Consider the following 23,201-nt stretch of genomic DNA (forward strand, 5'->3'; position numbering starts at 1 on the left):
AGCCTACCCCCTCCCTCTCGTTTTTTGCTCGTCTTGGAAAATGTGACGAATATTTACGACTCGCGTTTCGAGTGTAATGGATTCGTTCGAACCAACATGGACGACGGACGATCCTGCTAAGAAAGGGACTTCCACTTTTCGAATGAAAATGTACGGACAGTCGTGGAACGTATCGATGCAAATCGGATCGGAGAGAATAGGAGGAGTTAACGGAACGGAAAAGGCTGAGTAATTCTCGAACATAAATTCATTTTCATAGAAGATGGCCTGTTCACGTTGGACGGCTAATATGTTCGCGACAGCATCAATCTGCCGGGAATCACCTATTTGCAGAACAGATGAGGTATCGACCGAGAGAACATCCAGCTTACGGACATGACTGGTCCTTCGGTACATGGTGACAAACCTCCTTATGAAGCAGGTATAGCAGTATCAATCGGGATCGTGGCTCCGAGAATCATTTTTTCGGGTGGCGTTTCATAAATCGCTCTGAGGTCTACTGTCTGTGTGTCCCCAATAAACAAGGAAGCGGCAGAAGTGAGGGCACTGACGGAGACCTTCTTTACACAAATGGCTTCGTTTATCACTTGATACCTCATCATGGTTCGTTCACCTCACGAGGCAAATTTTTCAGGAATGTTTCGCAGGTCTTGTCGATATCCCGTTTCACTTTTTGGACGGTATTTTGCACGAAAACATCGAGCTGTTCTGGTTCTAGTTCATCGGTAGGGAGCTCGCTCAGGTAATACTTAATCCGTTGATCGATCTGCTTTTTAATGTCATCCAAGATAAAGGCTCGATAATTGTTATCCAGTGGATAGTTGCACTCTGTTTCGATTCTTTCAAGAACGAGGTAGGCATCTGTCTCCAAATATTGATAAATTTCTTTCTGGACACGGTCAAAAAGTAGGGCATTGCTTTGGTGCGGATTAGGGACATCCATCGATTGATTGATGGAAAAATCACCGATTCCTGCATCATTTCCTTTCGGGTTTAAGCCGATATTGAGAGTCCCTTCCAGTCGCTCAACCTTAAGCAGATCGAATTTGTACTCGTTTTTGATGACGGAAGGAATCTGTTTTTCCTTGAGATCATTTACATCTTGCTGCAGCTGTTCAATCATTTCCTTCAATTTCTCGATCTTATTGCTTTGCAATTGTATATAGTCATGTAACTGTTGCAAATACTTCATCATTTCGGGATCCATGTACATGACGACCATCCTTCTTCATCTAGCATACAACGAATTAGCCAAGCCGTGAAAGAATACCAGGGCGTATGAGCGAAGGCTGAACCAATGGAATGAGGGGCACGAATTCTTCCGAACCGGTTGTGGGCAGCGGCCCCACCTGTGGAGCTGGCTCTGTGTATCCGCCGGTGTTGTACAGCTTGGATACGGGCTTAATAATCCCAGCGCTTCCTATTTGGCACACCGAAGAGTTGCTAATGCCTTCGATTTTGAGCGAATTGATTACGATATGTTGCGTCACAAAAAAATTCATGCGAAATCGCGTCCCTTTGCCCTGAAATCGTTCGTTTCTTCTACAAAAAGCGGGATATCATTATCGGATTGTTCATTGACGTAGACGACGCTACGTGGAATTTTAAAGGACAGATTGGTACCAGAATTGAATGATCCTCCACCCGCGAAGGTTTTGGCGTAAGTGGTAGGTGCGATTTTACGGACGTCTCCGACATTGAAAACGCCGCCCACGTTGTTTACATTAATGACTCCAACGAATGCTGGCATGTTCGGCACATCCTTTTGGGAGAGATCCTCTCTGTATTGTATGTCGTAGGCCAGTGGGTGTTCATACCTGTTTTTGCGACCGAACCAGTGCGAGCAGCATACGATATTTGGATAGGCGCGAGTTTAGGAAAAGGAGAAAAAATTCCATGAATATGAAGGTGACAAATAAAAAAATAGACGTCGGTGATTTCAGTTTTGGTGGAGTAACTAAGTCGTCGATTGTGCTGATTGGGGACACCGATGTCCTCTCCTGCTACTCCATTTTTGATACGCCTCCACATGCCGTAATTTTATCACCCCAGGTTCCTCTCCAGCCGTTAGACCTTGGTTTGCGAAGAGGGTAGTAGTGTTTTTTACGTGTTCGCGTATTTCGCCTGGTAGTGGCTGAGAGCCAGCAACGGCCAAATCCAACGATAGCTGTGATAAGCAAAGTAAGTACCGCCAGGACGTCCCCCGCCAGTCGGGTAGCGAGTCGTCCAGTCATTTGCTTGATTGTGAGTGAGCAAATGGCGAATCCCGCGTTGTAGCTCTGCTGTCGGCTTTGACGACACGGCTATCAGTGCATCGGTTGCCCATGCCGTCTGCGAGGGAGTACTTGCTCCGAGGGGGACGTACGTTTTTTTCTGGTCGCTTTGGCAAGATTCACCCCAGCCGCCGTCGGGATTCTGGTTGGCAACCAGCCACGCAACCGCTTTTTGAATGGCGGGATCAGTAGGGGAAAAGCCAACCGCCATCAGCCCGGTAATTGCAGCCCATGTACCGTATAGGTAAGCAATTCCCCAACGTCCATACCAGGAGCCGTTTGCTTCTTGATGGTTGAGAAGCCAGCGGACTCCTTTTTCTACATGGGGGTCAGTCAGTGTACGCCCGGCATAGTTTCCGAGGAATTCTAAGGTTCTCCCTGTCAAATCGGCAGAGGACGGATCTGTACTGACGGTATCGGCTCCTTCGATCGGCAGCTGGCGAATGAAATCAGCGTCTGTGTTTCGTTCAAAAGCAGGCCAGCCCCCATCGTCGTTTTGCATGGACAAGAGCCATTCGAGACCGCGCTTCCAAGCGGCTGCTGTTGTTATATCCGTACGGGAGAGCAGGCGCAGAGAGCGCAGAGCTGCCGTCGTATCATCAATATCGGGGTTCATGGTGTTGTAGTCAGAAAAGCCCCAACCGCCAGGCTTTCCTTTTGGATTGCGAATTTTCCAGTCACCGTACGTATGCTGCTGCTTTTGGAGAAGGTAACGGTTTGCTTTTTGAATGGCGGGGTGTGTGGTAGAAAGTCCGCTTTTTTGCAGAGAAGAAGTCAAGAGCGCGGTGTCCCAGACGGCTGAGGTAGCCAGCTGCAAGTGTGCGCCGTTTTCATAAACGTAGACACTATCTGAAAGCCCCTGCATCGCTTTTTGGATGAGTGGATCTTTCGGAGAAAACCCTCGAGCGAGCAGCGCAAAAATCATGAAAAAGGTAGAGGTCGAATAATTGTACAGAGTACCGTCCGGCTCGATTCGCGCCAGGATGTATTGTTCTAGGCGCCGTAGGGCGAGCTTGTGTAGTTGACCGGGTAAAAAGGGGAGACGCTGCAAGGAATCATGGATAGAGGCGAGGAACGATTGCCCCTCTTTGAGGAAATTCTCTAGGAATCGATGCGGATATAGACCGCGAGAGATAGGTGTATCTGCGTATAGATCGGACAAGTCTGGCGCATTGTCAGGCTTTTTTGCATATTTGCGATCAGCCACAATCATCATGGGGGCAAGATGGACACGTGCGTACCCGACAAAATCGTAAAAGCTGACAGGGAAGCTCGGGAGAAATAGAGCAATCTCGACGGGAACGAGAAAGTGCGAGGGCCACTGGTATTGGCCTGTCAAGGCTGTAGAGAATTTGGTCAGCATGTTCGCGTGTGTCAGCCCACCCTTTTCCAAAATAAACGAGCGAGCCAGAGCCATTCTCGGTTCGTCCTTCGTATATTTGCCAGATAGCAGAAGGGCGTAATACGAATCAATGGTGGTAGACAGATTGCCTTCATGCTCGTCAGGGTACAGCTTCCATGCCCCATTATCGTGTTGGAGAGACGTGATGTGAGCAGTGAGCTTCTCCATCAAATGCTCATCATGAATACCTAGCGTGCGCAATAGGATGATCATGTGAGAATCTGTCATCGGTGAGCTTTCCAAACAAAAGCGCCAAGTGCCATCCGCTTGTTGGCGCTGTAACAAAAAGGCTTGAATGCGATTAATTTCTTGCTGGACTTCGCGCAACTCATTCACCTCCCGATAAAATACATCGCCTAAGGAAGAGAGGGGGAAGAGCATCGATGGGTTTGTCGTGGTACCAATACGCATCACGTCTGCCGCTTGCCATGAATTTGGGGAGAGTCCGTACGGCGACAGCACCATTGCCAGCGCAAGATCAAAAGACGGTAGAGAGGATTAGACAGGAGACGCTCGCCCACAACCGTGACAACATAGACAGAACGCGCGCCTATTTGTCGTTTTATCAAAAGCATCCACAAATTCATTGGGTGCTATTGGCACATCTCGTATCGCGCAATGCGGGATGGAGTATGACCGATTTGCGGGGAGAATTATTGCCTCGCTTGCTTCGAATAAAAGAGCAGCAGGATTATTTTTTGTTTTTGGAGCGGGGAAACTGGCTGATTTTTCACGATGCGTACCCTCAATTGTTACTGTATGAAGAGAGTGTCAGGCGACAGACCAACCTTTTTCATATACTGCCTCATCTGGGCGTCTCTACTTTCATGCAGGCGATCTGGAATCATTATTGGAAGACAACTGACAAAGAGCTGCTCACCATTGGCTTGATTATCAATGAACAAAACTACTTGGAAGAACAGGTCATGAAAGAGTCGGGTTATCAAAATTCAGTTGTCCGCACAATTCCGTTTGCCCTGCAGGAGCTTTTGCAACTGAATATGATCTTGCTTCCCCATCGGAAAGTGGCTGATGAGCAGGGCAGCTCCTTGCAGCTCGCTGGTGAGCGAGTGTTTCATTTTGCCTCCTTACCAGAGAGAATCAGCTTGGGAAAAAGGCTGTACAGTCTGCTGTTCGGAGATACAAATAGGCAGGAGGCAGCGTACGCTTGGGCATTGGAACAGCCACATACAGGTTCGCGAAAAGATTATTGGCCCCATCTTTTTCACGATGTGAATGATATAGCTCCTGGCAAGCCTTATCAGGTAAAACTAATGAACTGTCAGCTGCGATCAGGGGCAAAGCGGCTGTTTTCCCCAGCGCTGCGTCAAGTTTGGAGACCTATCCACCATGAGCCACCAAAAGAGTTAGATTGGTACCAAAACAAGAGCGACGTATGGCGTTTGCTGATTCGAACACAGGAGACAACAAATGCAGGAGAGATGAGTGAGGCGTATTGCCAGGCGTTAGCAAAAATCGAGTGGGCTGTCGCAGCCAGAACGAGAATACTTGGCTAACTTGTAGTAAAATAGAGAGGAATCCAGAACGTAAGACTGCACCTCGACGGGTTGCTTAGAGCGTTTTAGAAGGAGCGATTATCATTTGAAGACACTAATTATTGCGGAGAAACCTGACATGGGACGAAATATTGCCGCCGCAATAGATCCTAAAGCGAAAAATAACCGCACCTATTTAGAAGGTGAAAAATACATCATTACGTGGGCAATCGGGCACTTAATTGAACTAGCGGAACCGGAGGCGTACGACCAAAAATATAAAAAGTGGAACATCAATGATCTTCCTATTATTCCCGATCCATTTAAGCTAGTGCCCAATCGGAAAACATTCGATCAGCTAAAAATGATCGGGCAGTTGGCCAAACGAAGCAATCTGCTGATTAATGCATGCGATGCCGGGCGGGAAGGTCAACACATATTTTCACTCATCCAGCGACATCTAAAATTGAGTCAACCCGTTAAAAGGCTTTGGATCTCGGACTTGACCCCTGAAACGATCAGGAAAGGATTTGCGGAGATGAAAGATGCCGCAGCCTATGAAAACTTAACGAGGGCAGCAAAAGCCCGTAGTGAAGCAGATTGGCTCATCGGCATGAATGGCTCACGTGCATTTACGACCAAACATAACGCGCTCCTTTCTGTCGGACGAGTACAGACACCTGTCCTTGCTCTCATTTATGATCGACAGAAACAGATTGAGGCTTTCTCATCGGTTACGTTTTTTCAAGTGGAAGGGCATTTTTCGCAGGGTGAAAGGGCGTATAAGGGTATTTGGCAAGGTGATCGCTTAACCGATCCATCTAAAGCAGAAATGTTGGCTCGTAAAGTGAAAGGAAAACAAGGGCGGATCACATCCTACGAAGTAAAGGATACCAAGGAGTATCCATTCAAGTTGTATGACCTGACATTGCTGCAACGTGAGGCCAATGGCAAGTACGGTTTTTCCGCCAAGAAAACCTTGGATTTAGCACAGGCACTCTATGAAAAACACAAGGTGATCTCATATCCGCGGACGAATTCCAACTATGTGACAGAGCAAAATATTCCTGAAATGCACAACACCTTGTCGTCCTTGCAAGGCACTGCCTATGACAATTTGGTAAAGGGTGCAAACCGTAGTTTGGTTCATAAAGGCAACAAATTTATATGTAATCCAGCAAAAGTAGACGACCACCATGCGATCCTGCCGACAAATCGTAAGGCTACAGGGCTTACGCCAGATGAGCAAAAGTTATACGATTTGATCGTTCGCCGCTTTCTGTCACAGTTTTATCCACCAGCTGAATATAAGATGCATACGGTCATAACCGAAGTGGAAAAAGAATTATTCAAAACGTCGGTGAAAGAACGGAAAAGTCTCGGTTGGAAGATTATTTATGCTGATCAGCAGAAGGAAAAGCCCAAGAATGGGAAAGGTGCGGCCAAAGAAGAAGAGGATAAAGAAGAGATTGAAGTTAATGAGCCTTTTGTCATTCAACCTGATGCCAGCGTAGTATGCTCGGATGCTATGGTAAAGGAGAAAGAAACACAGCCGCCCAAGCATTTTACGGAAGGAACGCTTCTCAAGGCCATGGAAAGCGCAGGCAAGCAAATCGAGGACGAGGAACTGCGTGATGCGATGAAAGAATCTGGTCTGGGAACCCCAGCAACTCGTGCCGCTACCATCGAACGACTGAAAAAGGTCGGATACGTTGAAATGCAGGGGAAAAGGGTTCAACTTACGCTAAAAGGCCGTACCGTTATCGAATTGATTAGGGGAGCAGGGATCGAACTATTAACCTCTCCTGAAATGACGGGGCATTGGGAGCGCCGCTTGAATGAGATTTCCCGAGGGACCGCCTCCGACAAGCAGTTCATGGAGAATGTGAAGAAATTCGCTACGATGATCGTAGAAAAGGTTCGCGTACAATCTCGTGCTGAGAAGACCTTGTTTGAGAGTGAGAGAACCACTCAGAAAGGATCATCGAAAACAAGAGGACGAGCTGGTGGGCGAAGTACAGGCAGATCCTCATCTCGAACGGTAGCAAAGACCACTAGTACAGCGTCGAGTATCATCACCAAATGTCCACGACCGAGTTGCGGAGGCTCTATTTTCATGGGACGCAAAGGTTACGGTTGTTCGAATTATAACGTGGGCTGTAAATTCGTCATATGGAAAGAGAACTATGGACGTATGCTGACGGATACACAGATTAAAGCGCTCATTGAAAAAGGCAAAACGGGTAAAATGAAGCTGGAACGTCAGGATGGGACACAATTTCAAGCAAAACTTATTTTGAAAAGTGTAGAATCGGGCGAACTTACTTTCGAGTAACGACGAAATCGCCGCGCACTACGAAAAACAATAAAAAAATAAATTGTTGAAACTTACTTGCGTAATTATCGTAATTACATGTATAACGGGGACGGCAACATAGGCCGAACAACCTGGTACGTACTCAAGGAGGAATAAATCCATGTCCATTTTTAAAAGACTCCGTGATTTGACCATGTCCAATTTGTACGCTTTGATTGAGAAAGCAGAAGATCCAATTAAAATGACAGACCAGTATTTGCGTGATATGCAAGAAGACTTGAACGAAGCAGAGAAAGCGGTTGCCGCCCAAATTGCTTTGGAAAAGAAATTCAAGGTGCTGTATGAAGAACAGGAAGCCTTGGTGAAAAAGCGTGAAGAACAAGCTCACATCGCAGCACAAGCGCAGAACATTGATCTGGCTCGACGAGCTTTGGAGGAAAAGAAAGCCGCCGAGCAAAAAATGAACGAATACAAGGACAGCTACGAGAAAAACAAGCTGGCAGCTGACGGATTGCGCGAGAAGCTGGCTGAAATGAAAAAACAGATTACCGAGCTGAAAAACAGGCGCGAAACATTAGTTGCCCGTGTCAATGCAGCCAAAGCGCAAAAGACGATCAACCAGGCGATGGGTGGCTTCGACACGAACTCGGCTATGTCTGGCTTGAAACGCATGGAAGAAAAAGCACTGCAAATGGAAGCAGAAGCAGAAGCCAGCGGCGAGATTTACAAAAAACAGAGCTCTTTAGATGATGAAATTGCGAAGCTGAATAAGGATCAGGCCGTTGAGGACGAACTGGCTGCTCTGATGAAAAAATATGAGGGGTAAACCGCTTCAGGCGGTTTCCCTTTTTTTCAGACCTTAAACACCTTGACGAAAGTGGAGTGATTCGCTTTGACGTGGACAGAAATACTAGGGATGCTGGTTTGGACAGGAGCCGGTGGCATTTTACTTTTTGTTTTGATGTGGATCGATTCGTTGTTTACGAAATACAAGGACATCACGGAAATCAAAAATGGAAACATCGCGGTCACGACGCGTTTTGTCATGAAGCTGTTTGCGCAAGGATATATCTTATCGCAATCCATTATTACCTCCAATTTATTGTGGATAGCACTACTCGTTTCTGTGCTCTCATTTATCATTCTGTTCCTTTTGGAGAGAATCGTGGAATGGCTGTTAAAGCAAGTGGCCGGACTGGACCTGGAAAAAGGGACGCAGGAAGGAAAAGTGGCATATGCCATGATGGCTGGTTCATTCCATCTCGTGGGTGCACTGATTATAGCTGCATGTTTGTAAGACGTGAAAGGGAAGGGAGTACAGCATGAGTTTGATGAAGCGAATCCAAAATATTTTTGCCAAGCATGAGCCTCCTGCACTGGAGAAGAGCATCCTGACGGTGGGACCGGGGGATGTAGTCGATGTATCGCTCGTTACCTATCAAGTAATAGGGAAGGCGAGCAATGCGAGTCGCAAAGCTACGATGCTTACGTTACAGGATGGAACGACTATTCGCTACCTGTACATCGAGGAACGGGAAAAGATTGTCTATCAGCTGTATAGCGTGATTGATGGACGACTGGATTCAATAGACGAAGTGCCGACCACAATCGAGATGGACGATGTCACCTACCATTTGGAGGAGCAATATAATGGCTCCGTTCAGGTTGCGGGGAAAGCCCCTTTTCATACGTCAGGGGAGCAGTACATCTGGCAATTCCAATCGGATCAACGCCAGTTGCTGCGAATCGAGTGGCAGGATGGCCGTTTCATGCTCTATGAGGGAGAAAGTGTTCTGCCAGCGGACGTGCAGGTACTGCGCGGAGCATAGAAAGGAGGGACAAGTACATGCCAAATCCATGGATGAAATCAATCAAGCTCCTGCTGATTCCGGCCTTGTTCCTCCTTACGCTAGCGGGTTGTGGCAGTCCTGCGGTTGGCGAGACGTATCCGCTTGAATCTGTCTCTACCAAAGACAATGGACAGTCGTCACGCATCTATCGTGCGGAAGACAAGACTGTACCGGAAGTGGCCTTGGAGCTGGCGGAGCAGAATACGCCAGCTGAAATCTCCAAAGAAGATCCGCAGCATATGTTCCTCATTTATTCGGATGAGGTATACCATTTGCAGCAAGACGCTGCCAAGCCGACGGATACGTTGATCGAGGTCGACAGCAAAGAGTACGTCCGGCAAAACTACGATTCTTCGTTTTTGCAGGGATACATTGTAGCCAGCGTACTGGATGATTTGTTCGATGGGCTTAAGAAAAGTACAAAGGGCAGTTATCGTGGCTACAATAGCAAGGATATATACAAGCCTTCCGGAACGTATCGCGTGCCTACAACCGAGGACAAAAAAGTAGCGCCGCCGATTACCAAAGAGGGTACGGGAAGTATTTTCAAACGGGGTAATGCGAAGAACACGGATGGTACGGTAGGTTCTGACGGCAGCCTTTTCAAGAAGCAGGGGGAGTCGTCTAGCGGTAGTTCAGGTAAAATTATTCGTTCTTCCAGCAGTTCGTCGAAGTCGAGTGATTCTGTCTCATTCAAGCGCTCGAGCTTTTCTCCGCCGAAAAGTAAATCGCCCCCACGAACGAAGGTAGGGGGCTCGGGGCGAATTACAAAGCGTCGATAACTGTAAAAAATAGGACAGAAACGAACACCCCCAAACGATTCTTGTAGCTCGTTTGGGGGTGTTTTTGTTCTTCGGATTAGCGCTGCTTGGTCTCTACCGTATACACAACATCTTCATTTTGATATTTGTACACATACAAGTAGTAGCGGCCTGGCTTTACTTGATAATGGGCACTTTGCAGATTTCCTTCCACCTCTTGCGGGTACGATACAGGCTGATCTGGATTTCCTTCGTGGAATAGCACCCAAGTCACACCTTGTCCCTGCTCGGGGTTCAGAGAAATACGTATTTCTTCTGGTTTATCTACTTGGAAGGCAAAAATATCTTGCCAGTCGTTTCCTTTCATGTCGCCTGAAACAGTCGTACCTATCGGCAATGGACCATTTGCTTGCTCGATAGAATCATTGCTCTCGCTTTCTTGATAGAGTTGCTCTTGTGGGCTATCTTCACCCGTAACCACTAAGGTAAACGTTTGGTCCTCTTGCCCTGTACCATACGTATAAGCAGTCACATAGTAAGTCCCATGTTTCGCATCGAATGATCCGATCAGCTTGTTGCCTTCGCGCTTGTTGGGATAGGCGATGTAGTTCTGCTTATCAGACTCGTGGAATACTAGCCACGCCACTCCATCCCCATGCTTTGTTTCCATCTCTACTTGAAGTTGTTGGGCTGATTTCACATCGAGACGGAACTCCTGGCTCGGTTTTTGAAGATTGACGATACCTGTAATCTGCTTACCCAATGAAATAGACGTTTCGTCAGGGTTAGGCGTTGGATTCTCTGTCTCGGTACCATCTTCATGAGCCAGCTTCCCGTGGAACACGACATCATAGGCAAAGCGTCCATCTTTTGTCGTACGATAATTGGTGAAGTAGCTCGTAACCGTGTCATAGCCATTCCAGGAAAGACCCGATAACTCCTTGAGGAATCCATCTGAGAGGCGGTTCATTTCTTGCCAATCCTGAAATTCTCCTTGGGAAGCTCCACCTGTATAAACCCCACGCAACGTGAAGCTACGGAATTCTCCAGAGTCTTTTTCATCTGTTTTTACATCGGTCAGAGAGGCAACCTTTGCGATTTGACGATAAACCTCGTCTTTGTTCGTCACGTCCACTTTTTGTAAGTAATCATCTGAAACGAGAGGAACATCCAACTCTTCATACTGGTCGATCAATTCTTCTAACGTTTCTTGATAGCCACGTTCAAGAGCGCGATCACGGCTGAATTCTTCGATTAAGTCATCATAAGCAGATACATCATTGGAACGGATCGTATCATTGATTTTATCCAGACGAGCAAAATCATTCTTGAACATATGGTACTGAAGCGCGAATGAGTAGTCGTAGAATGCCATGGTTCCGTATTTGGCACGCATCATATCTGCCGCAGTGTAATCGAGATAAGGCGCTGCATTTCGGATATTGCCTACAACGGATTGGCGAGGCTTGATTCCTTCCGTTCGGGTAGCACCTGCGAAAAACTCGGCTCCGCCTTCTTCATACCAAGGCAAGCGGCTGTTTTCATAAATTTCTCCCTTTCCCCACATGCCCGGCACTTCATATCTACCTTGCAAATAGTGGACGAATTCATGACGGAACAGCTCTTCTAGACTGTAGATGCTTTGTTCTTTTGTCCGATCGTAGGTGAAGAAAGTACCAGTACCCTCAATGTAGATACCACCATTATCTGTGTCGTATCCGTACAGGAAGCGATTCATTTTATATTCATCAGGCGTATTGTAGATGACAATGGTCAGTACATCATCCGGATTACCGCTCTCGAGCTCCTTGTCATTGCCAATGACACGATGAAATTGTGCCTTCACTTCCTTGGATGCCCAATACAAGCGCTCAACCTGTTCTTCTGTTAGTTTATCTCCCGTTTTGAACACAACCGCTCCGTCATCAAAAGTAAATTGCTGCGGAAGATAATGCTTTTTCCCTTCTTTTTTCATTTCCTCGAGGTCGATTTTTTTTCCATTGGCATCCTCGCCATATGTTTCCGCGATTTGTTGCGCGGCTGTGAAGTATGGCTCGCTCCACTTTTTATAAGTTCTCATCGTTTTCGTCAATATGTCATTGGCTTTGTCTGGATCACTGTAATAGCTACCTAATTTCCCTGTGTAATACAAGGCATTGTTCGTCAGCCATACATGATCAGCGGAGGTGTCACCATTTTCCGCCATGTCAAAAATGGGGTCGAGAAATGCATCGATGCTGCCTTTCAGTTCATCTCTTTCTGAATCATCTACTCCCCAAATCAGAACATAGCCAACACCTTGAAGGACGCTGTAAAAAGCCTCGCTTGCTTCGCGATCATCTGACCATTTATCCCGATCCTCGTTAAAGTCCGCCATTACTTTTGACAGAAGACCGATTGTCTCAGAATCAACAGTCGTGTTGCTAATTAATTTTCCCGTAGAACTGATGATTTCATTTTGAGTCTTTGTACCTAAGGTGAAATTTTGGTTGGAGGTAATTGCTTGAAGTGCTGGAATAATTTTTTGCTTATACTTTGGCTCCATCAAATACTTTAAGCCGTCGTTGTAATACCCCAAGTAATACCCCGAACGCAAAACTTCTACAAATGTATGTATGCCTTGCTCGTCATCCTTGGTGAAGTTCTTGCCACTCTCTTGCAAGGCATCGATGATGGCTTGAACCCGCTCCCGATCTTCATAAAATTCCTGGGTGTCGTCGTTGTAAGTAAACAGCTCAGGGATTTGCGTCCAACTGATTTCCTTCAACAATTCAACAAGCTCTGAATTGTCCAATGTATTTAGGTGGGAGATGCTGTACTTCTCCTGTTTGGCTGCTTGGCGTAACTGACTCTTCGACATGTTTTCTTGAACGGGTGTATGACCGATCTGCGAATCATTGCGCTCTTGGGATGGGCTCGGCGGCGTGCTTTTGGCTTGAGCTGCTAGTGGCAAGCCTGCTGCTACCGTTGAAATTGCAATTGATCCTGCTGTTACCATGCTAATCCATGATCGATTCATTCTTTCGTTGACTCCTTTTTCATTCATTTTGGTAGTGAAATTGAATATTTTATAGTATCGGTATCCAATATGAAAATCCTTACAAATAAAACAAAAGATGACGGAATGTAGCTCTTTCTTCCTATTTGGTAAAAAGAAAAGAATGTCTAGAGAAGTAGCTTTGTAAGAATGGAAGGAGAGCGACTTTTGTTTGCCTATGACGAAAACATGATTGTTGATCGACAAAAGAAGAAAGGATGTGCATCCAGCATTCGACAGTCTTTGTTAGCAGCATTGGCTATGATTGACATTGGGAAAGCACAGATAGGTGAAGTTGGCGGAGGGGAGTGCTAGAAGATGCTGGAAAAAATTCTCGAACTGCGTTCACGATCCATGTCCATTGCACAAATTGCCAAAGAGTGCGGCTTAACGATCGGTCAAGTTAAGTATCGCCTGCAAAAAGACCGTGCGAAGCCAGTGACACCACCTCCCGCTAAAACGGAATTGGAATGGCAATTGCCTGCGTTTTATGGTCGGGACATTGTCAAAGTCATGGTACAAGGACCGACTGTGCTATTCGTCTATTGGGAAATCACTTGGCCCCGCATGAGAATGGTCGCATCCTACCTGCAAGCCGATTATCGTCACATCCAGAAGGGCTTGCGTCTGTATGATGTCACGGAATGCTTATTTGATGGAAAAAATGCACATTCCGTCCGAGATGTGCTCGTACATGAAGAGGCTCATTCCTGGTACGTGAATGATGTAGAGCCAGGACGTACATACATTGTTGATTTTGGTTTATATGAACACAATCGGTTTTGTCCGATTTTACGCTCGGAAACGGCAATTACCCCGCGGAACTCAAAAGCTAGCTGGGGGGAATCGTTCGTTGAGCCCGTCCACGATTCAGCTACACCTTCCTGGTTTGAGAACTTTTCCTCCTACTCGTTGTATACCAAAACATCAAAATAAGTGAGGTGTCATTTGTGCACAAAGGTTATCTCTCCCTCGTGTTGCATGCCCATCTGCCTTATGTCCGACACGGGGATCGGGACGATCGCCTGGAAGAGCGCTGGGTGTATGAAGCCATGCTGGAATGCTATCTTCCCTTGCTCATGGTTTTCGACAGGCTCCTCTCAGACGGCATCGCTTTTCGCATGACCCTTGCTATTTCTCCGACATTACTTTCCATGCTAGAAGATGATCTGATCGTGACACGCTTTCGCACACATCTAACGAAGACCGTTGAATTGGCTGGGAAGGAAGTCAAACGCACCGCAGGTCAACCCGAAGAACACCGTATCGCCAAAATGTACGTGGAGCGCTTTCGAAGCATCATTGCCTATTGCCGCAAGTGGGATTTTCAACTAATCAAGGCCTTTAGGCATATCGAGGATAGCGGATGCCTCGAACTCATCACTTGCGCAGCCACGCACTCCTTCTTGCCCTTTGTGGAAACAGAAGAGGCGATTCGGGCTCAGCTCCAGGTGGGCATCGATACACATGAGCGGATTCTGGGAAGACGTCCGAAGGGAATTTGGCTGCCAGAGTGCGGGTATACACCTGGATTGGATCGTTTGCTAAAAGAGGCAGGGCTTCGGTATTTCTTTGTAGACAGTCACACGATAGAGCATGCGACGCCTTTACCTCGCAGAGGGGTGTTGGCTCCCTTGTTCACGCCGCATGAAGTGGCTGCCTTTGCCCGTGATGAAGTGGCTTCCCGCCAGGTATGGAGCTCAATCGATGGTTATCCAGGGGACTATGATTATCGTGAATATTACCGGGATATCGGATTTGACAGGGAGATGAGCTACATCGAACCGTACATCCATCCTGACGGCATTCGCGTGCATACCGGTTTGAAATATTATCGGATCACCGGAAAAGCAGGGGATAAAGACTGGTATGAGCCAAGCTGGGCGCGGGAAAAAGCAGCGTCTCATGCGGGACATTTCCTGTATCACCGAGAGCGTCAAGTGGAGGAAGCCAGTCACTGGATGGATCGCAAGCCGTTGGTCGTCGCCACTTATGATGCGGAATTGTTTGGTCATTGGTGGTTCGAGGGTCCACAGTTTCTAGATGACCTCATGCGAAAAACGGTTTGTGATTCAAAAGACGTGAAATTAATGACACCATCTGAATATTTGGAGGAGTATCCAGAGCAGGATCGCGGTCACTTGCCTATGTCTACGTGGGGGAGAAATGGCTACGGAGAAGTCTGGCTGAACGAGAACAATGGCTGGATATACAGGCATTTGCATCAAGCAGAGCGGGAACTGATTGGAGCGATTACTACCTTTTCTGAAAAGAAAGGAGATCCGCTTGCCTTACGGTGCCTCAAGCAGGCAGCACGCGAATTGATGCTAGCCCAAAGCAGTGATTGGGCGTTTATTTTAGACGGTCAAACGGTCACCCCGTATGCGGTGCAACGCGTTCATGATCATTTGGTTCGCATGCGGGCTCTCTTGGCGATGTATCGAGAGCATCAACTGGATGAAGAGGCAATTACGCAAGCAGAAGCTGACTTTCCGATCTTTCCTGACTTGGATATCACGTTCTATTTGCCTAAACAAATGCATAGAGTGAACGTATCGCGTCAATTGGTAGCGGCTACGCAAGATCAGTCTTCGATAAAAACAGTTTTGATGCTTGCATGGGAATTTCCCCCTCATGTGGTAGGGGGGCTTGGTCGGGCTGTCTACGATCTCGCCAGACATCTTGTCCAGCAAGGAATCGTGGTGCATGTGCTGACAGGTTCGGCAGATTCATGCTCCATAGATGAGACGATGGAAGGCGTTCACGTACACCGTTTGCCTACGTACCTTCCTTCTGAACAAGCTGACTTTCTGGCATGGGTGTTTCAACTGAATTTGGCGATGGTCGATGCTACCTTCAAGCTATGGTCACTCGGAGTGCGACCAGATGTCATCCATGCTCATGATTGGCTTGTCAGTTGGGCAGCGATCGAACTGAAACAGAGGTACTCTCTTCCGCTCGTCAGCACGATTCACGCTTTGGAACATGGACGGCATCAAGGCATTCATACACCGTTGCAGCAAAGGATTCATGAGTGTGAACGTACACTAACACAAAGCTCTGACTCGATGATCGTTTGCAGCAAGTATATGGAGTCGGAAGTCATGCGCCTGTTCGGAACACCTTCATCCCATTTACGTGTCATTCACAACGGTGTCGATCTCATTCCTCTACCGGATGTCAATCGTGAACAGCTTCGGCAGGAGTTGGTGATAGGCGATGGACCTGTCCTCTTTTTTGTAGGGCGCTTGGTCCAGGAAAAAGGTGTTCACCTATTGTTGGAAGCCATGGCAAGGCTGCGCGCTGAATTTCCGCATGCGAAGTTGCTTATAGCTGGCAGAGGGCCGATGCAAGACGAGTGGAAGCAGTTGGTTCATCAGATGGGACTTTTTGAGCAAGTCCGCTTCTTGGGCTTCGTAGAAGATGTTAGGCGAAATGAGTTGTTCGCCTTGGCTGATGTGGCGGTATTCCCGAGCTTGTATGAACCTTTTGGAATTGTTGCACTGGAAGCGATGGCGCTAGGTACGCCAGTTCTTGTTGCGGATACGGGAGGGCTTCGAGAGATCGTTCGCCATGGCGAAAACGGCGCCATGATGTTCACAGGCGACCCTGAATCCTTGACGAATCAACTCCGCTGGCTACTGCGCGACCCCGATCAGCGGCATCAACTAGCCCAGACGGCCATGCAAGATGTGAAACAGTTTTATAACTGGACCATTCTCGCTACTCAAACCATCGATCTATACTGTTCACTTGGCGTATCCGCGGGAAGCGGCATGACAACATAGATTGCAACGATGAAGGAGGAAGAAAAGAAGATGAAGGCAGTAATCATGGCTGGGGGAAAAGGTACACGACTACGTCCGTTAACATGCCACACGCCAAAACCAATGGTGCCACTCTTAAACCGGCCTTGCATGGAGTACACGATTGATCTATTGAAAAAGCATGGGATTACAGAGATAGCAGTGACACTCCAGTATCTGCCTGATGTCATCCGCGATACGTTTGGCGATGGATCTCGCTACGGTGTTTCGCTCGTCTATTTTGAAGAAACGATTCCTTTGGGCACGGCAGGCAGCGTGAAAAACTGCGCCGATTTTCTCGATGAGCGCTTTGTCGTGATCAGTGGAGATACGTTGACAGACATCGATTTGTCGGCAGCCATACGTTTCCATGAGCAAAATAACGCACTGGCTACGTTGGTTTTGACTCGTGTAGAAACACCGTTGGAATTCGGAGTTGTCATGACAGATGAGGGCGGACGTATTACACGCTTTTTAGAAAAGCCGAGCTGGGCGGAGGTTTTTAGCGATACGGTGAATACGGGGATATACGTCTGCGAGCCAGAGGTCTTGTCTTATATAGAAGAAGAGCGGGAAGTGGATTTCAGTAAGGAAATTTTCCCATCTTTTTTACAAGCAGCAAAGCCTCTATACGGATATGAAGCAAGCGGTTATTGGTCTGATATTGGTTCTTTGGAGGTTTATCAGCAAGCCCAGTTTGATTTGCTGGATGGACGCGTGCATCTCGAAATAAAAGCACAGGAAATCGCGCCGCGCATTTTCTTGGAAAATGATGTTCGCATCGATTCATCGGTCCGTTTGGAAGGCCCTGTCTATATCGGTGAAAATGTACACTTGCAGGCTGGAGTTGCCGTTGGTGCTTATTCCATTCTGGGGAAAAATACGGTGATTTCTTCCGGTACGAAGCTGTCCAGGACGATCGTTTGGGAAAATAATGTCATTGGGAAAAAAACTGAGATCACAGGAACGACGCTCTGCCGCAACACCCGAATTAGCGATTGCGTACAACTCGGGGAAGGGGCGGTCATTGGAGACCAATGCTTCATTGGGGCGAAGTCGGTGGTAAAGGCAGGCATCAAAATTTGGCCGGACAAGGAAGTCGGTGAAAATGCGACTGTCACCACCTCGCTCATCTATGGTGCCAAGCAAACCAAAAATTTGTTTGGGACGCATGGAATCAAGGGCATTGGCAATGTCGACATCACGCCCGAATTCGTCACTAGACTTGCTGCTGCCTACGCGTACTTACTACAAGCAGGGGATAAAATTGCGCTCTCGGCATGCTCACACCCATTTGCTCAGTTATTGAAGCATAGCATCATGACCAGCTTGTGCTCTTCCGGAATTGATACGGTCGATCTCGGGATTGGCAATTCACCCTTGATCCGATACGGCGTGCGCTCCCTGGCTTGCAAAGGCGGCATTCATGTGTATATGGCAGAGCCAGTCGATGATAAAGAGATTGTCATCCAATTCATCGATCATGCTGGGTTGCCGATTTCTCGTGATATGGAACGTAAAATTGAGAATGCTTACTGGCAAGAGACGTATGTTCGCAACCTGCATCGATTGGGAGCATTGCAAGTCGAGCATCAAGTACAAGAAGCTTATCTTCATGCTTTGGTCCAACAGTTGAATGTATCGTCCATCCAGCGTCAGCGCTTCCACCTCCTGATCGATTGTGAACAGCGATTTTTCCCGACTTTTCTTGCGCCACTCTTGCATGCACTGGGAGTCACTGCACATTACAGCTCCATACAAGAAGGTATTCGTAAAAAGGGAGCGGATTTAGGCGTTCGTCTCGATAAAAATGGCGAACAATTTACCTTGTTTACTGAGCATGGAGAGAAGCTCTCGAACGAGCAGATCACGGCTCTGCAACTGCTGGCTTGCAGTGGTCAACATCGGCGAATCGGGCTTCCTGTGAGTGCACCGATCGAATTGGAGCATATGGCCCAGCTGTTGCAAATGGAGGTTGTACGCACCAAGGTCTCACCGCGCTCCATGATGGAGGTATCGAGCGAACAGCGCTTTCATCCGATGTTTGACGCCGTGTACAGTCTCATGAGAATTCTTTCGTACCTCGCTTCCGAAGAAAAAACGCTCAGCATTCTGCTGGAGCTGTTGCCAGCGTGCCATATGGAGAAAAAGACTGTCTTTTGCCCATGGACAGCAAAAGGGAAGGTCATGCGCAGAGTGATGGAAGAAAACAAAGGCAAGCTGCTGGAGCTCGTCGATGGAATCAAAGTATATGATTCGAACGGCTGGGTGCTGATTTTACCCGATTCAGAGGATTCGCACGTAAAAGTGATTTCGCAAGGAGCTACGGCAGAGACCGCGGCTACGCTTGCTTCTTCCTACGCGAGGCGAATTGCCGAATATCAGTTTCACGAAAAGAGAGAGATCGACAGCCTATAACGAAAAGGACGTGAAGGCATGCCGAGACCGCTCGTCGTCGGGAACGGAAAACTGCTGATTAATTTTGATGACAAGCTGCACATGCGAGATCTCTATTTTCCGTATGTCGGCCAACTGAATCATGTCGGGGGACACTTTAGCAAGCTGGGTATTTGGGTGCAAGGTCACTTTTCCTGGCTGGATGAAGACGGCTGGACGCGGAAGCTCGGATACGGACAGGAGTCTTTGGTGACAGATGTTCATGCGCATCATGAACATCTGGGCATCGCCCTGCAAATTGCAGATGGGGTGCATCAGCGTGACCCGATTTATTTGAAAAAGGTGTGCGTTCAGAATTTGACGAGTGAAGTGCGAGAGGTCAGGCTGTTTTTCAATCACGATTTCAGCTTGAATGAGACGGAGGTAGGAGATACCGCTGTTTTTGATCCTATCCTGCGCACCATTTACCATTACAAGCGCAATGTGTACATCATGGCGAATGGAAAAACGGATACAGGTGGGATCGATCAATATAGTGTCGGGATCAAGCGGTTCAACTATGCGGAGGGGACCTGGAGGGACGCTGAGGATGGTCTTTTGTCCGGCAATCCAATTGCACAAGGCTCCGTAGATAGTACGATTTCTTTTTCACTCATACTGCAACCGCAAGAAGAGAAGGCGCTCTTTTACTGGATGTGCATTGGTGAATCGTATGAGGATGTTAAAGTATTGAACCAGTATGTACTCGAAAGCGATCCGGAACATTTGCTTAGTCGGGTCGCGGTGTATTGGCAACGTTGGGTCAATAAGGAAGAGCGGGACTTTGCTGATCTTCCTGCAGAGGTTGTCAATCTGTACAAGACCAGCTTGCTACTCGTGCGCACGCAAATTGATCAGAACGGAGCGATTCTCGCTGCGAATGACTCGGATATTCTCCAATTCAATCGCGACCATTACAGCTACATGTGGCCCAGAGACGGAGCGTTGATTGCGAGTGCGATGGCGAAAGCGGGTTATACGGGAGTGGTCGCACCATTTTTCCGATTTTGCGCGGACGCATTGAATAAGGACGGATATTTGCTGCACAAGTACAATCCAGATGGGTCTGTCGGCTCTAGTTGGCATCCGTATATGGTTGACGGAGAAATTCAGCTCCCGATTCAGGAAGATGAGACGGCACTCGTGCTGTATGCGCTCTGGGAGCAATACAAGAGCGGCAAGCAAATTGAAGACTGCCAAGCGCTCTACCCCACGCTGGTTCGTCCGGCGGCCCGCTTTTTGTTGGAGTATGTCCATCCAGAGCTGCAACTCCCAAAACAAAGCTACGACTTATGGGAAGAGCGACGGGGAATTTTTACGTTTACCAGTGCTACTGTTTTCGCAGGCTTAATGGCTGCGGCTCGTTTTGCCCAGCTGTTCGGGGATGATCGGCGCTACAAACGCTACACAGAAGGGGCAGAGCGCATTCGTGGAGCAATGGAAAAACATCTCTACGACTCTGAAATCGGGCGTTTTTTGCGTGGGATATATGTAAGAGCAGATGGGAGTGTCGAAAAAGATTTCACGGTGGAGAGCAGCTTGTTCGCCTTGTTTGCGCTTGATGTGTTTTCCGTAGACGATCCGAGAGTTGAGCGGACGATGGAAGCTGTCAAAAAGAGTTTGCGGGTAGACACAGCGATCGGTGGAATTGCCCGCTACCAAGGGGATTACTATTTCAAAAAATCACATGATACGGCGAAGGTACCGGGCAATCCATGGATTATTTGCACCTTATGGGTCGCTGATTGGGAAATTGCCAAGGCGAAATCTCTCGATGAACTCCAAGAGCCAAAGAACAGATTGGCTTGGGTCGTACGTCATGCTCTACAAAGCGGCGTGCTATCCGAACAGCTCGATCCGTATACAGGTGCTCCCGTATCCGTTGCACCGTTGACGTGGTCGCATGCTACTTATGTTGCCACTGTTTTGCGTTATTTGGAGAAGGTGAATGAGTTGCGGTAACGAGGGGAGAGATGAGGGGATGACAACGATCCGTTTCGGTACGGACGGTTGGCGCGACATAATCGCAGATGGCTTTACTGTCGAGAATGTCCGCATTGTCGCACAAGCTATCGCCAGCTATACCAAAGAAATCGGACAACAGGAGCAGCCTGTTCTGGTCGGGCACGACACACGGTTCTTGGGGAGACGCTTCGCCGAGGAGGTTGCAGCTGTCCTGACCGCGAATGACATTCGAACCTATTTGGTGAACGAAGCAGCGCCAACGCCTGCCGTAGCCTTTGGAGTGAAGCATTTTGCAGCGAGTGGCGCGATCATGATCACGGCCAGTCACAATCCACCCGAATATAACGGCATCAAATACATTCCGGAGTACGCCGGACCTGCAACGCCTGTGATCACGCAAAGATTGGAAGAGTGGATCAGCGAAACCTGCCAGGCGAAATCGGTGCGTACGATTTCCCTCGCGGAAGCAAAGGCCCGTAAGCTGCTGCAAGTCATTGTGCTGCGTCCTCATTACGAGGCGCATCTTAGACGGATGGTGAATATGGATGTATTGAAAAACTCTTCCTTGTCCGTTGTTGTCGATGCCATGCATGGTGCGGGTATGGGCTACGTGAGCGGTTTTTTGTCTGAGGCGGGGGTGAAAAACGTCGGAATCCGAGAAGTCCCCGATGCGGCTTTTGGCGGAGATTTGCCTGAGCCAAACGATAAGCATTTGCATTTGCTAAAAAAAGAAGTGGTAGAACGCCAAGCATCTCTTGGTCTTGCTAATGACGGCGATGCGGATCGCTTCGGAGTCGTGGATCGCTTCGGACAGTACATCACGCCAAATGAAGCACTCGTCCTGCTGACCTATCATTTGCGAAAAAATCGTGGCTTGAGTGGACGGATTGTCAGGACAGTAGCGACGACGCATCTATTGGATCGGATGGCTAAGCATTATGGTCTTGAACTGGTAGAGACGCCAGTTGGCTTCAAGTATGTAGGTGAGGAAATGCGCAAAGGTGACGTGCTCATTGGTGGAGAAGAAAGTGGCGGGGCCAGTATTCTCGGTCACATCCCGGAGAAAGACGGCGTACTCATCAATTTGTTGCTCGCTGAGATGTGCGCGTACGAAAACAAAGGAATTGATCAAATCCTGCGAGACGTATACGAGCAGTTCGGAGAGCTGTTCCATACGCGACTTGATATGAAATTGCCGGAAAAAGATCAATGGATACAGCAAATGATCGCCAATCCACCTGCACTAATTGGTCCTTATCAGGTTTTGGAGATTCAACGAGTGGATGGGGTCAAGCTGTTGCTCGAGGAAGGACATTGGGTCTTGATCCGTCCGTCTGGCACAGAACCGTTGGTACGCATCTATTGTGAAGCAACGAATGCGACGGCTTTGCAGAAGTTGCAAGATGCGATTCGCGAATGGTTTTTGGAGATTAATGTGTAAATGCTGAAGGGGAGAGCCTGCATGGATGTGCTAGGTTCTTCTTTTTTTGACGACAACGTAAGGCTTCTGTTATGTGGCTGCGGGGAAGAGAAGAATATTTCCAGTCTAGGCTCCAGGCTCCGTCCTGCTGGGGGTTGAGACTGTCCGCTCCGAAGGGATTCGCGGGGAAACGCAAAAGTGGTAGCCGCTTCGTCGCGTGGGCACGTTGCGTTTCTTTTGCCCGCTCATTCCTTCTCCGCTGGGTAGGACTCCACAAGTCGCTACGTGTGGAAATATTCTTCTCTGGCGAAACGGATGGCATTTCTTCCTTCTTTCAAAGCTTTAAATAGCGGGGGAAACACGGAAAGCTCCTGTTATGTGGCTGCGGTGGGGAGAAGAATATTTCCAGTCTAGGCTCCAGGCTCCGTCCTGCTGGGG

General features: G+C 48.0%; 20 protein-coding genes. 13 read left to right on the forward strand and 7 right to left on the reverse strand.

Features of this window, described 5'->3' with window-relative positions:
- Nucleotides 1–3 precede the first annotated feature (3 nt).
- Genes C7R92_RS22550 through C7R92_RS22570 form a run of 5 tightly spaced genes read right to left on the reverse strand, consistent with a single transcriptional unit; the run spans nt 4 to nt 1,750 of the window.
- Nucleotides 4–396, reverse strand: a complete 393-nt coding sequence (locus C7R92_RS22550; protein ID WP_069849587.1) for a spore germination protein GerPE — start codon at nt 394–396, stop codon at nt 4–6.
- A gap of 14 nt (nt 397–410) precedes the next feature.
- Nucleotides 411–602: a spore gernimation protein gene (locus C7R92_RS22555; protein WP_083261681.1), complete on the reverse strand. Its 192-nt coding sequence runs from the start codon at nt 600–602 to the stop codon at nt 411–413.
- Nucleotides 599–1,213, reverse strand: coding sequence for a spore germination protein GerPC (gene gerPC / locus C7R92_RS22560; RefSeq protein WP_106835708.1), 615 nt, complete (start codon nt 1,211–1,213; stop codon nt 599–601). The genes C7R92_RS22555 and gerPC overlap by 4 nt, the downstream gene beginning before the upstream one ends.
- A 34-nt stretch (nt 1,214–1,247) precedes the next feature.
- The gene (locus tag C7R92_RS22565) at nt 1,248–1,502 is read right to left on the reverse strand and encodes a spore germination protein GerPB (protein WP_106835709.1); all 255 of its coding nucleotides are present in this window, start codon (nt 1,500–1,502) and stop codon (nt 1,248–1,250) included.
- Nucleotides 1,499–1,750: a spore germination protein gene (locus C7R92_RS22570; protein ID WP_016740748.1), complete on the reverse strand. Its 252-nt coding sequence runs from the start codon at nt 1,748–1,750 to the stop codon at nt 1,499–1,501. The genes C7R92_RS22565 and C7R92_RS22570 overlap by 4 nt, the downstream gene beginning before the upstream one ends.
- A gap of 146 nt (nt 1,751–1,896) precedes the next feature.
- Between C7R92_RS22570 and C7R92_RS22575 the strand changes: the two genes are divergently transcribed.
- Nucleotides 1,897–2,094 (forward strand): hypothetical protein, encoded by a 198-nt coding sequence (locus C7R92_RS22575; protein ID WP_017249530.1) that lies wholly within the window; start codon nt 1,897–1,899, stop codon nt 2,092–2,094.
- A 9-nt stretch (nt 2,095–2,103) separates the two neighbouring features.
- On the opposite strand, the gene shc is transcribed toward C7R92_RS22575, so the two are convergent.
- Nucleotides 2,104–4,086, reverse strand: coding sequence for a squalene--hopene cyclase (gene shc, locus C7R92_RS22580; RefSeq protein WP_106835710.1), 1,983 nt, complete (start codon nt 4,084–4,086; stop codon nt 2,104–2,106).
- Between shc and C7R92_RS22585 the strand changes: the two genes are divergently transcribed.
- The 6 genes from C7R92_RS22585 to C7R92_RS22610 all read left to right on the forward strand — a co-directional run bounded on the left by C7R92_RS22585 (nt 4,059) and on the right by C7R92_RS22610 (nt 10,120).
- A complete protein-coding gene (locus C7R92_RS22585; RefSeq protein WP_106835711.1) occupies nt 4,059–5,192 on the forward strand; it encodes a DUF2515 domain-containing protein in 1,134 nt (377 codons plus the stop codon). The genes shc and C7R92_RS22585 overlap by 28 nt on opposite strands.
- Nucleotides 5,193–5,277: 85 nt before the next feature.
- The gene (locus tag C7R92_RS22590) at nt 5,278–7,506 is read left to right on the forward strand and encodes a type IA DNA topoisomerase (RefSeq protein ID WP_106835712.1); all 2,229 of its coding nucleotides are present in this window, start codon (nt 5,278–5,280) and stop codon (nt 7,504–7,506) included.
- Nucleotides 7,507–7,648: 142 nt separating this feature from the next.
- Nucleotides 7,649–8,314 carry a PspA/IM30 family protein gene (locus C7R92_RS22595; RefSeq protein WP_069849579.1) on the forward strand — a complete coding sequence of 222 codons (666 nt, stop codon included), beginning with the start codon at nt 7,649–7,651 and terminating at the stop codon, nt 8,312–8,314.
- A 66-nt stretch (nt 8,315–8,380) separates the two neighbouring features.
- On the forward strand, nt 8,381–8,785 hold the full coding sequence (locus C7R92_RS22600) for a DUF350 domain-containing protein (RefSeq protein WP_106835713.1): 405 nt from the start codon (nt 8,381–8,383) through the stop codon (nt 8,783–8,785).
- 25 nt (nt 8,786–8,810) lie between these two features.
- Complete coding sequence (locus C7R92_RS22605) at nt 8,811–9,317, forward strand: DUF4178 domain-containing protein (RefSeq protein WP_106835714.1); 507 nt, start codon at nt 8,811–8,813, stop codon at nt 9,315–9,317.
- Between the two features lie 17 nt (nt 9,318–9,334).
- Nucleotides 9,335–10,120 (forward strand): DUF4247 domain-containing protein, encoded by a 786-nt coding sequence (locus C7R92_RS22610; protein ID WP_106835715.1) that lies wholly within the window; start codon nt 9,335–9,337, stop codon nt 10,118–10,120.
- A 76-nt stretch (nt 10,121–10,196) separates the two neighbouring features.
- Here the strand turns inward: C7R92_RS22610 and C7R92_RS22615 are convergent, their stop codons facing one another.
- The gene (locus tag C7R92_RS22615) at nt 10,197–13,118 is read right to left on the reverse strand and encodes a collagenase (RefSeq protein ID WP_106835716.1); all 2,922 of its coding nucleotides are present in this window, start codon (nt 13,116–13,118) and stop codon (nt 10,197–10,199) included.
- A gap of 186 nt (nt 13,119–13,304) precedes the next feature.
- On the opposite strand from C7R92_RS22615, the gene C7R92_RS32405 reads away from it, so the two are divergent.
- Genes C7R92_RS32405 through C7R92_RS22640 form a run of 6 tightly spaced genes read left to right on the forward strand, consistent with a single transcriptional unit; the run spans nt 13,305 to nt 22,784 of the window.
- Nucleotides 13,305–13,451: a hypothetical protein gene (locus tag C7R92_RS32405; RefSeq protein ID WP_017249523.1), complete on the forward strand. Its 147-nt coding sequence runs from the start codon at nt 13,305–13,307 to the stop codon at nt 13,449–13,451.
- A gap of 3 nt (nt 13,452–13,454) precedes the next feature.
- On the forward strand, nt 13,455–14,072 hold the full coding sequence (locus tag C7R92_RS22620) for a DUF4912 domain-containing protein (RefSeq protein WP_106835717.1): 618 nt from the start codon (nt 13,455–13,457) through the stop codon (nt 14,070–14,072).
- A gap of 14 nt (nt 14,073–14,086) precedes the next feature.
- A complete protein-coding gene (locus tag C7R92_RS22625; protein ID WP_106835718.1) occupies nt 14,087–16,924 on the forward strand; it encodes a 1,4-alpha-glucan branching protein domain-containing protein in 2,838 nt (945 codons plus the stop codon).
- A gap of 30 nt (nt 16,925–16,954) precedes the next feature.
- Nucleotides 16,955–19,360 carry a sugar phosphate nucleotidyltransferase gene (locus tag C7R92_RS22630; protein WP_106835719.1) on the forward strand — a complete coding sequence of 802 codons (2,406 nt, stop codon included), beginning with the start codon at nt 16,955–16,957 and terminating at the stop codon, nt 19,358–19,360.
- Nucleotides 19,361–19,378: 18 nt separating this feature from the next.
- Entirely contained in the window at nt 19,379–21,340 is a 1,962-nt protein-coding gene (locus C7R92_RS22635; protein WP_106835720.1) for a glycoside hydrolase family 15 protein, read from the forward strand.
- A gap of 19 nt (nt 21,341–21,359) precedes the next feature.
- A complete protein-coding gene (locus tag C7R92_RS22640; RefSeq protein ID WP_069849566.1) occupies nt 21,360–22,784 on the forward strand; it encodes a phosphoglucomutase/phosphomannomutase family protein in 1,425 nt (474 codons plus the stop codon).
- Nucleotides 22,785–23,201 lie beyond the last annotated feature (417 nt).

Source organism: Brevibacillus porteri (assembly GCF_003013475.1).
Lineage (GTDB): Bacteria > Bacillota > Bacilli > Brevibacillales > Brevibacillaceae > Brevibacillus > Brevibacillus porteri.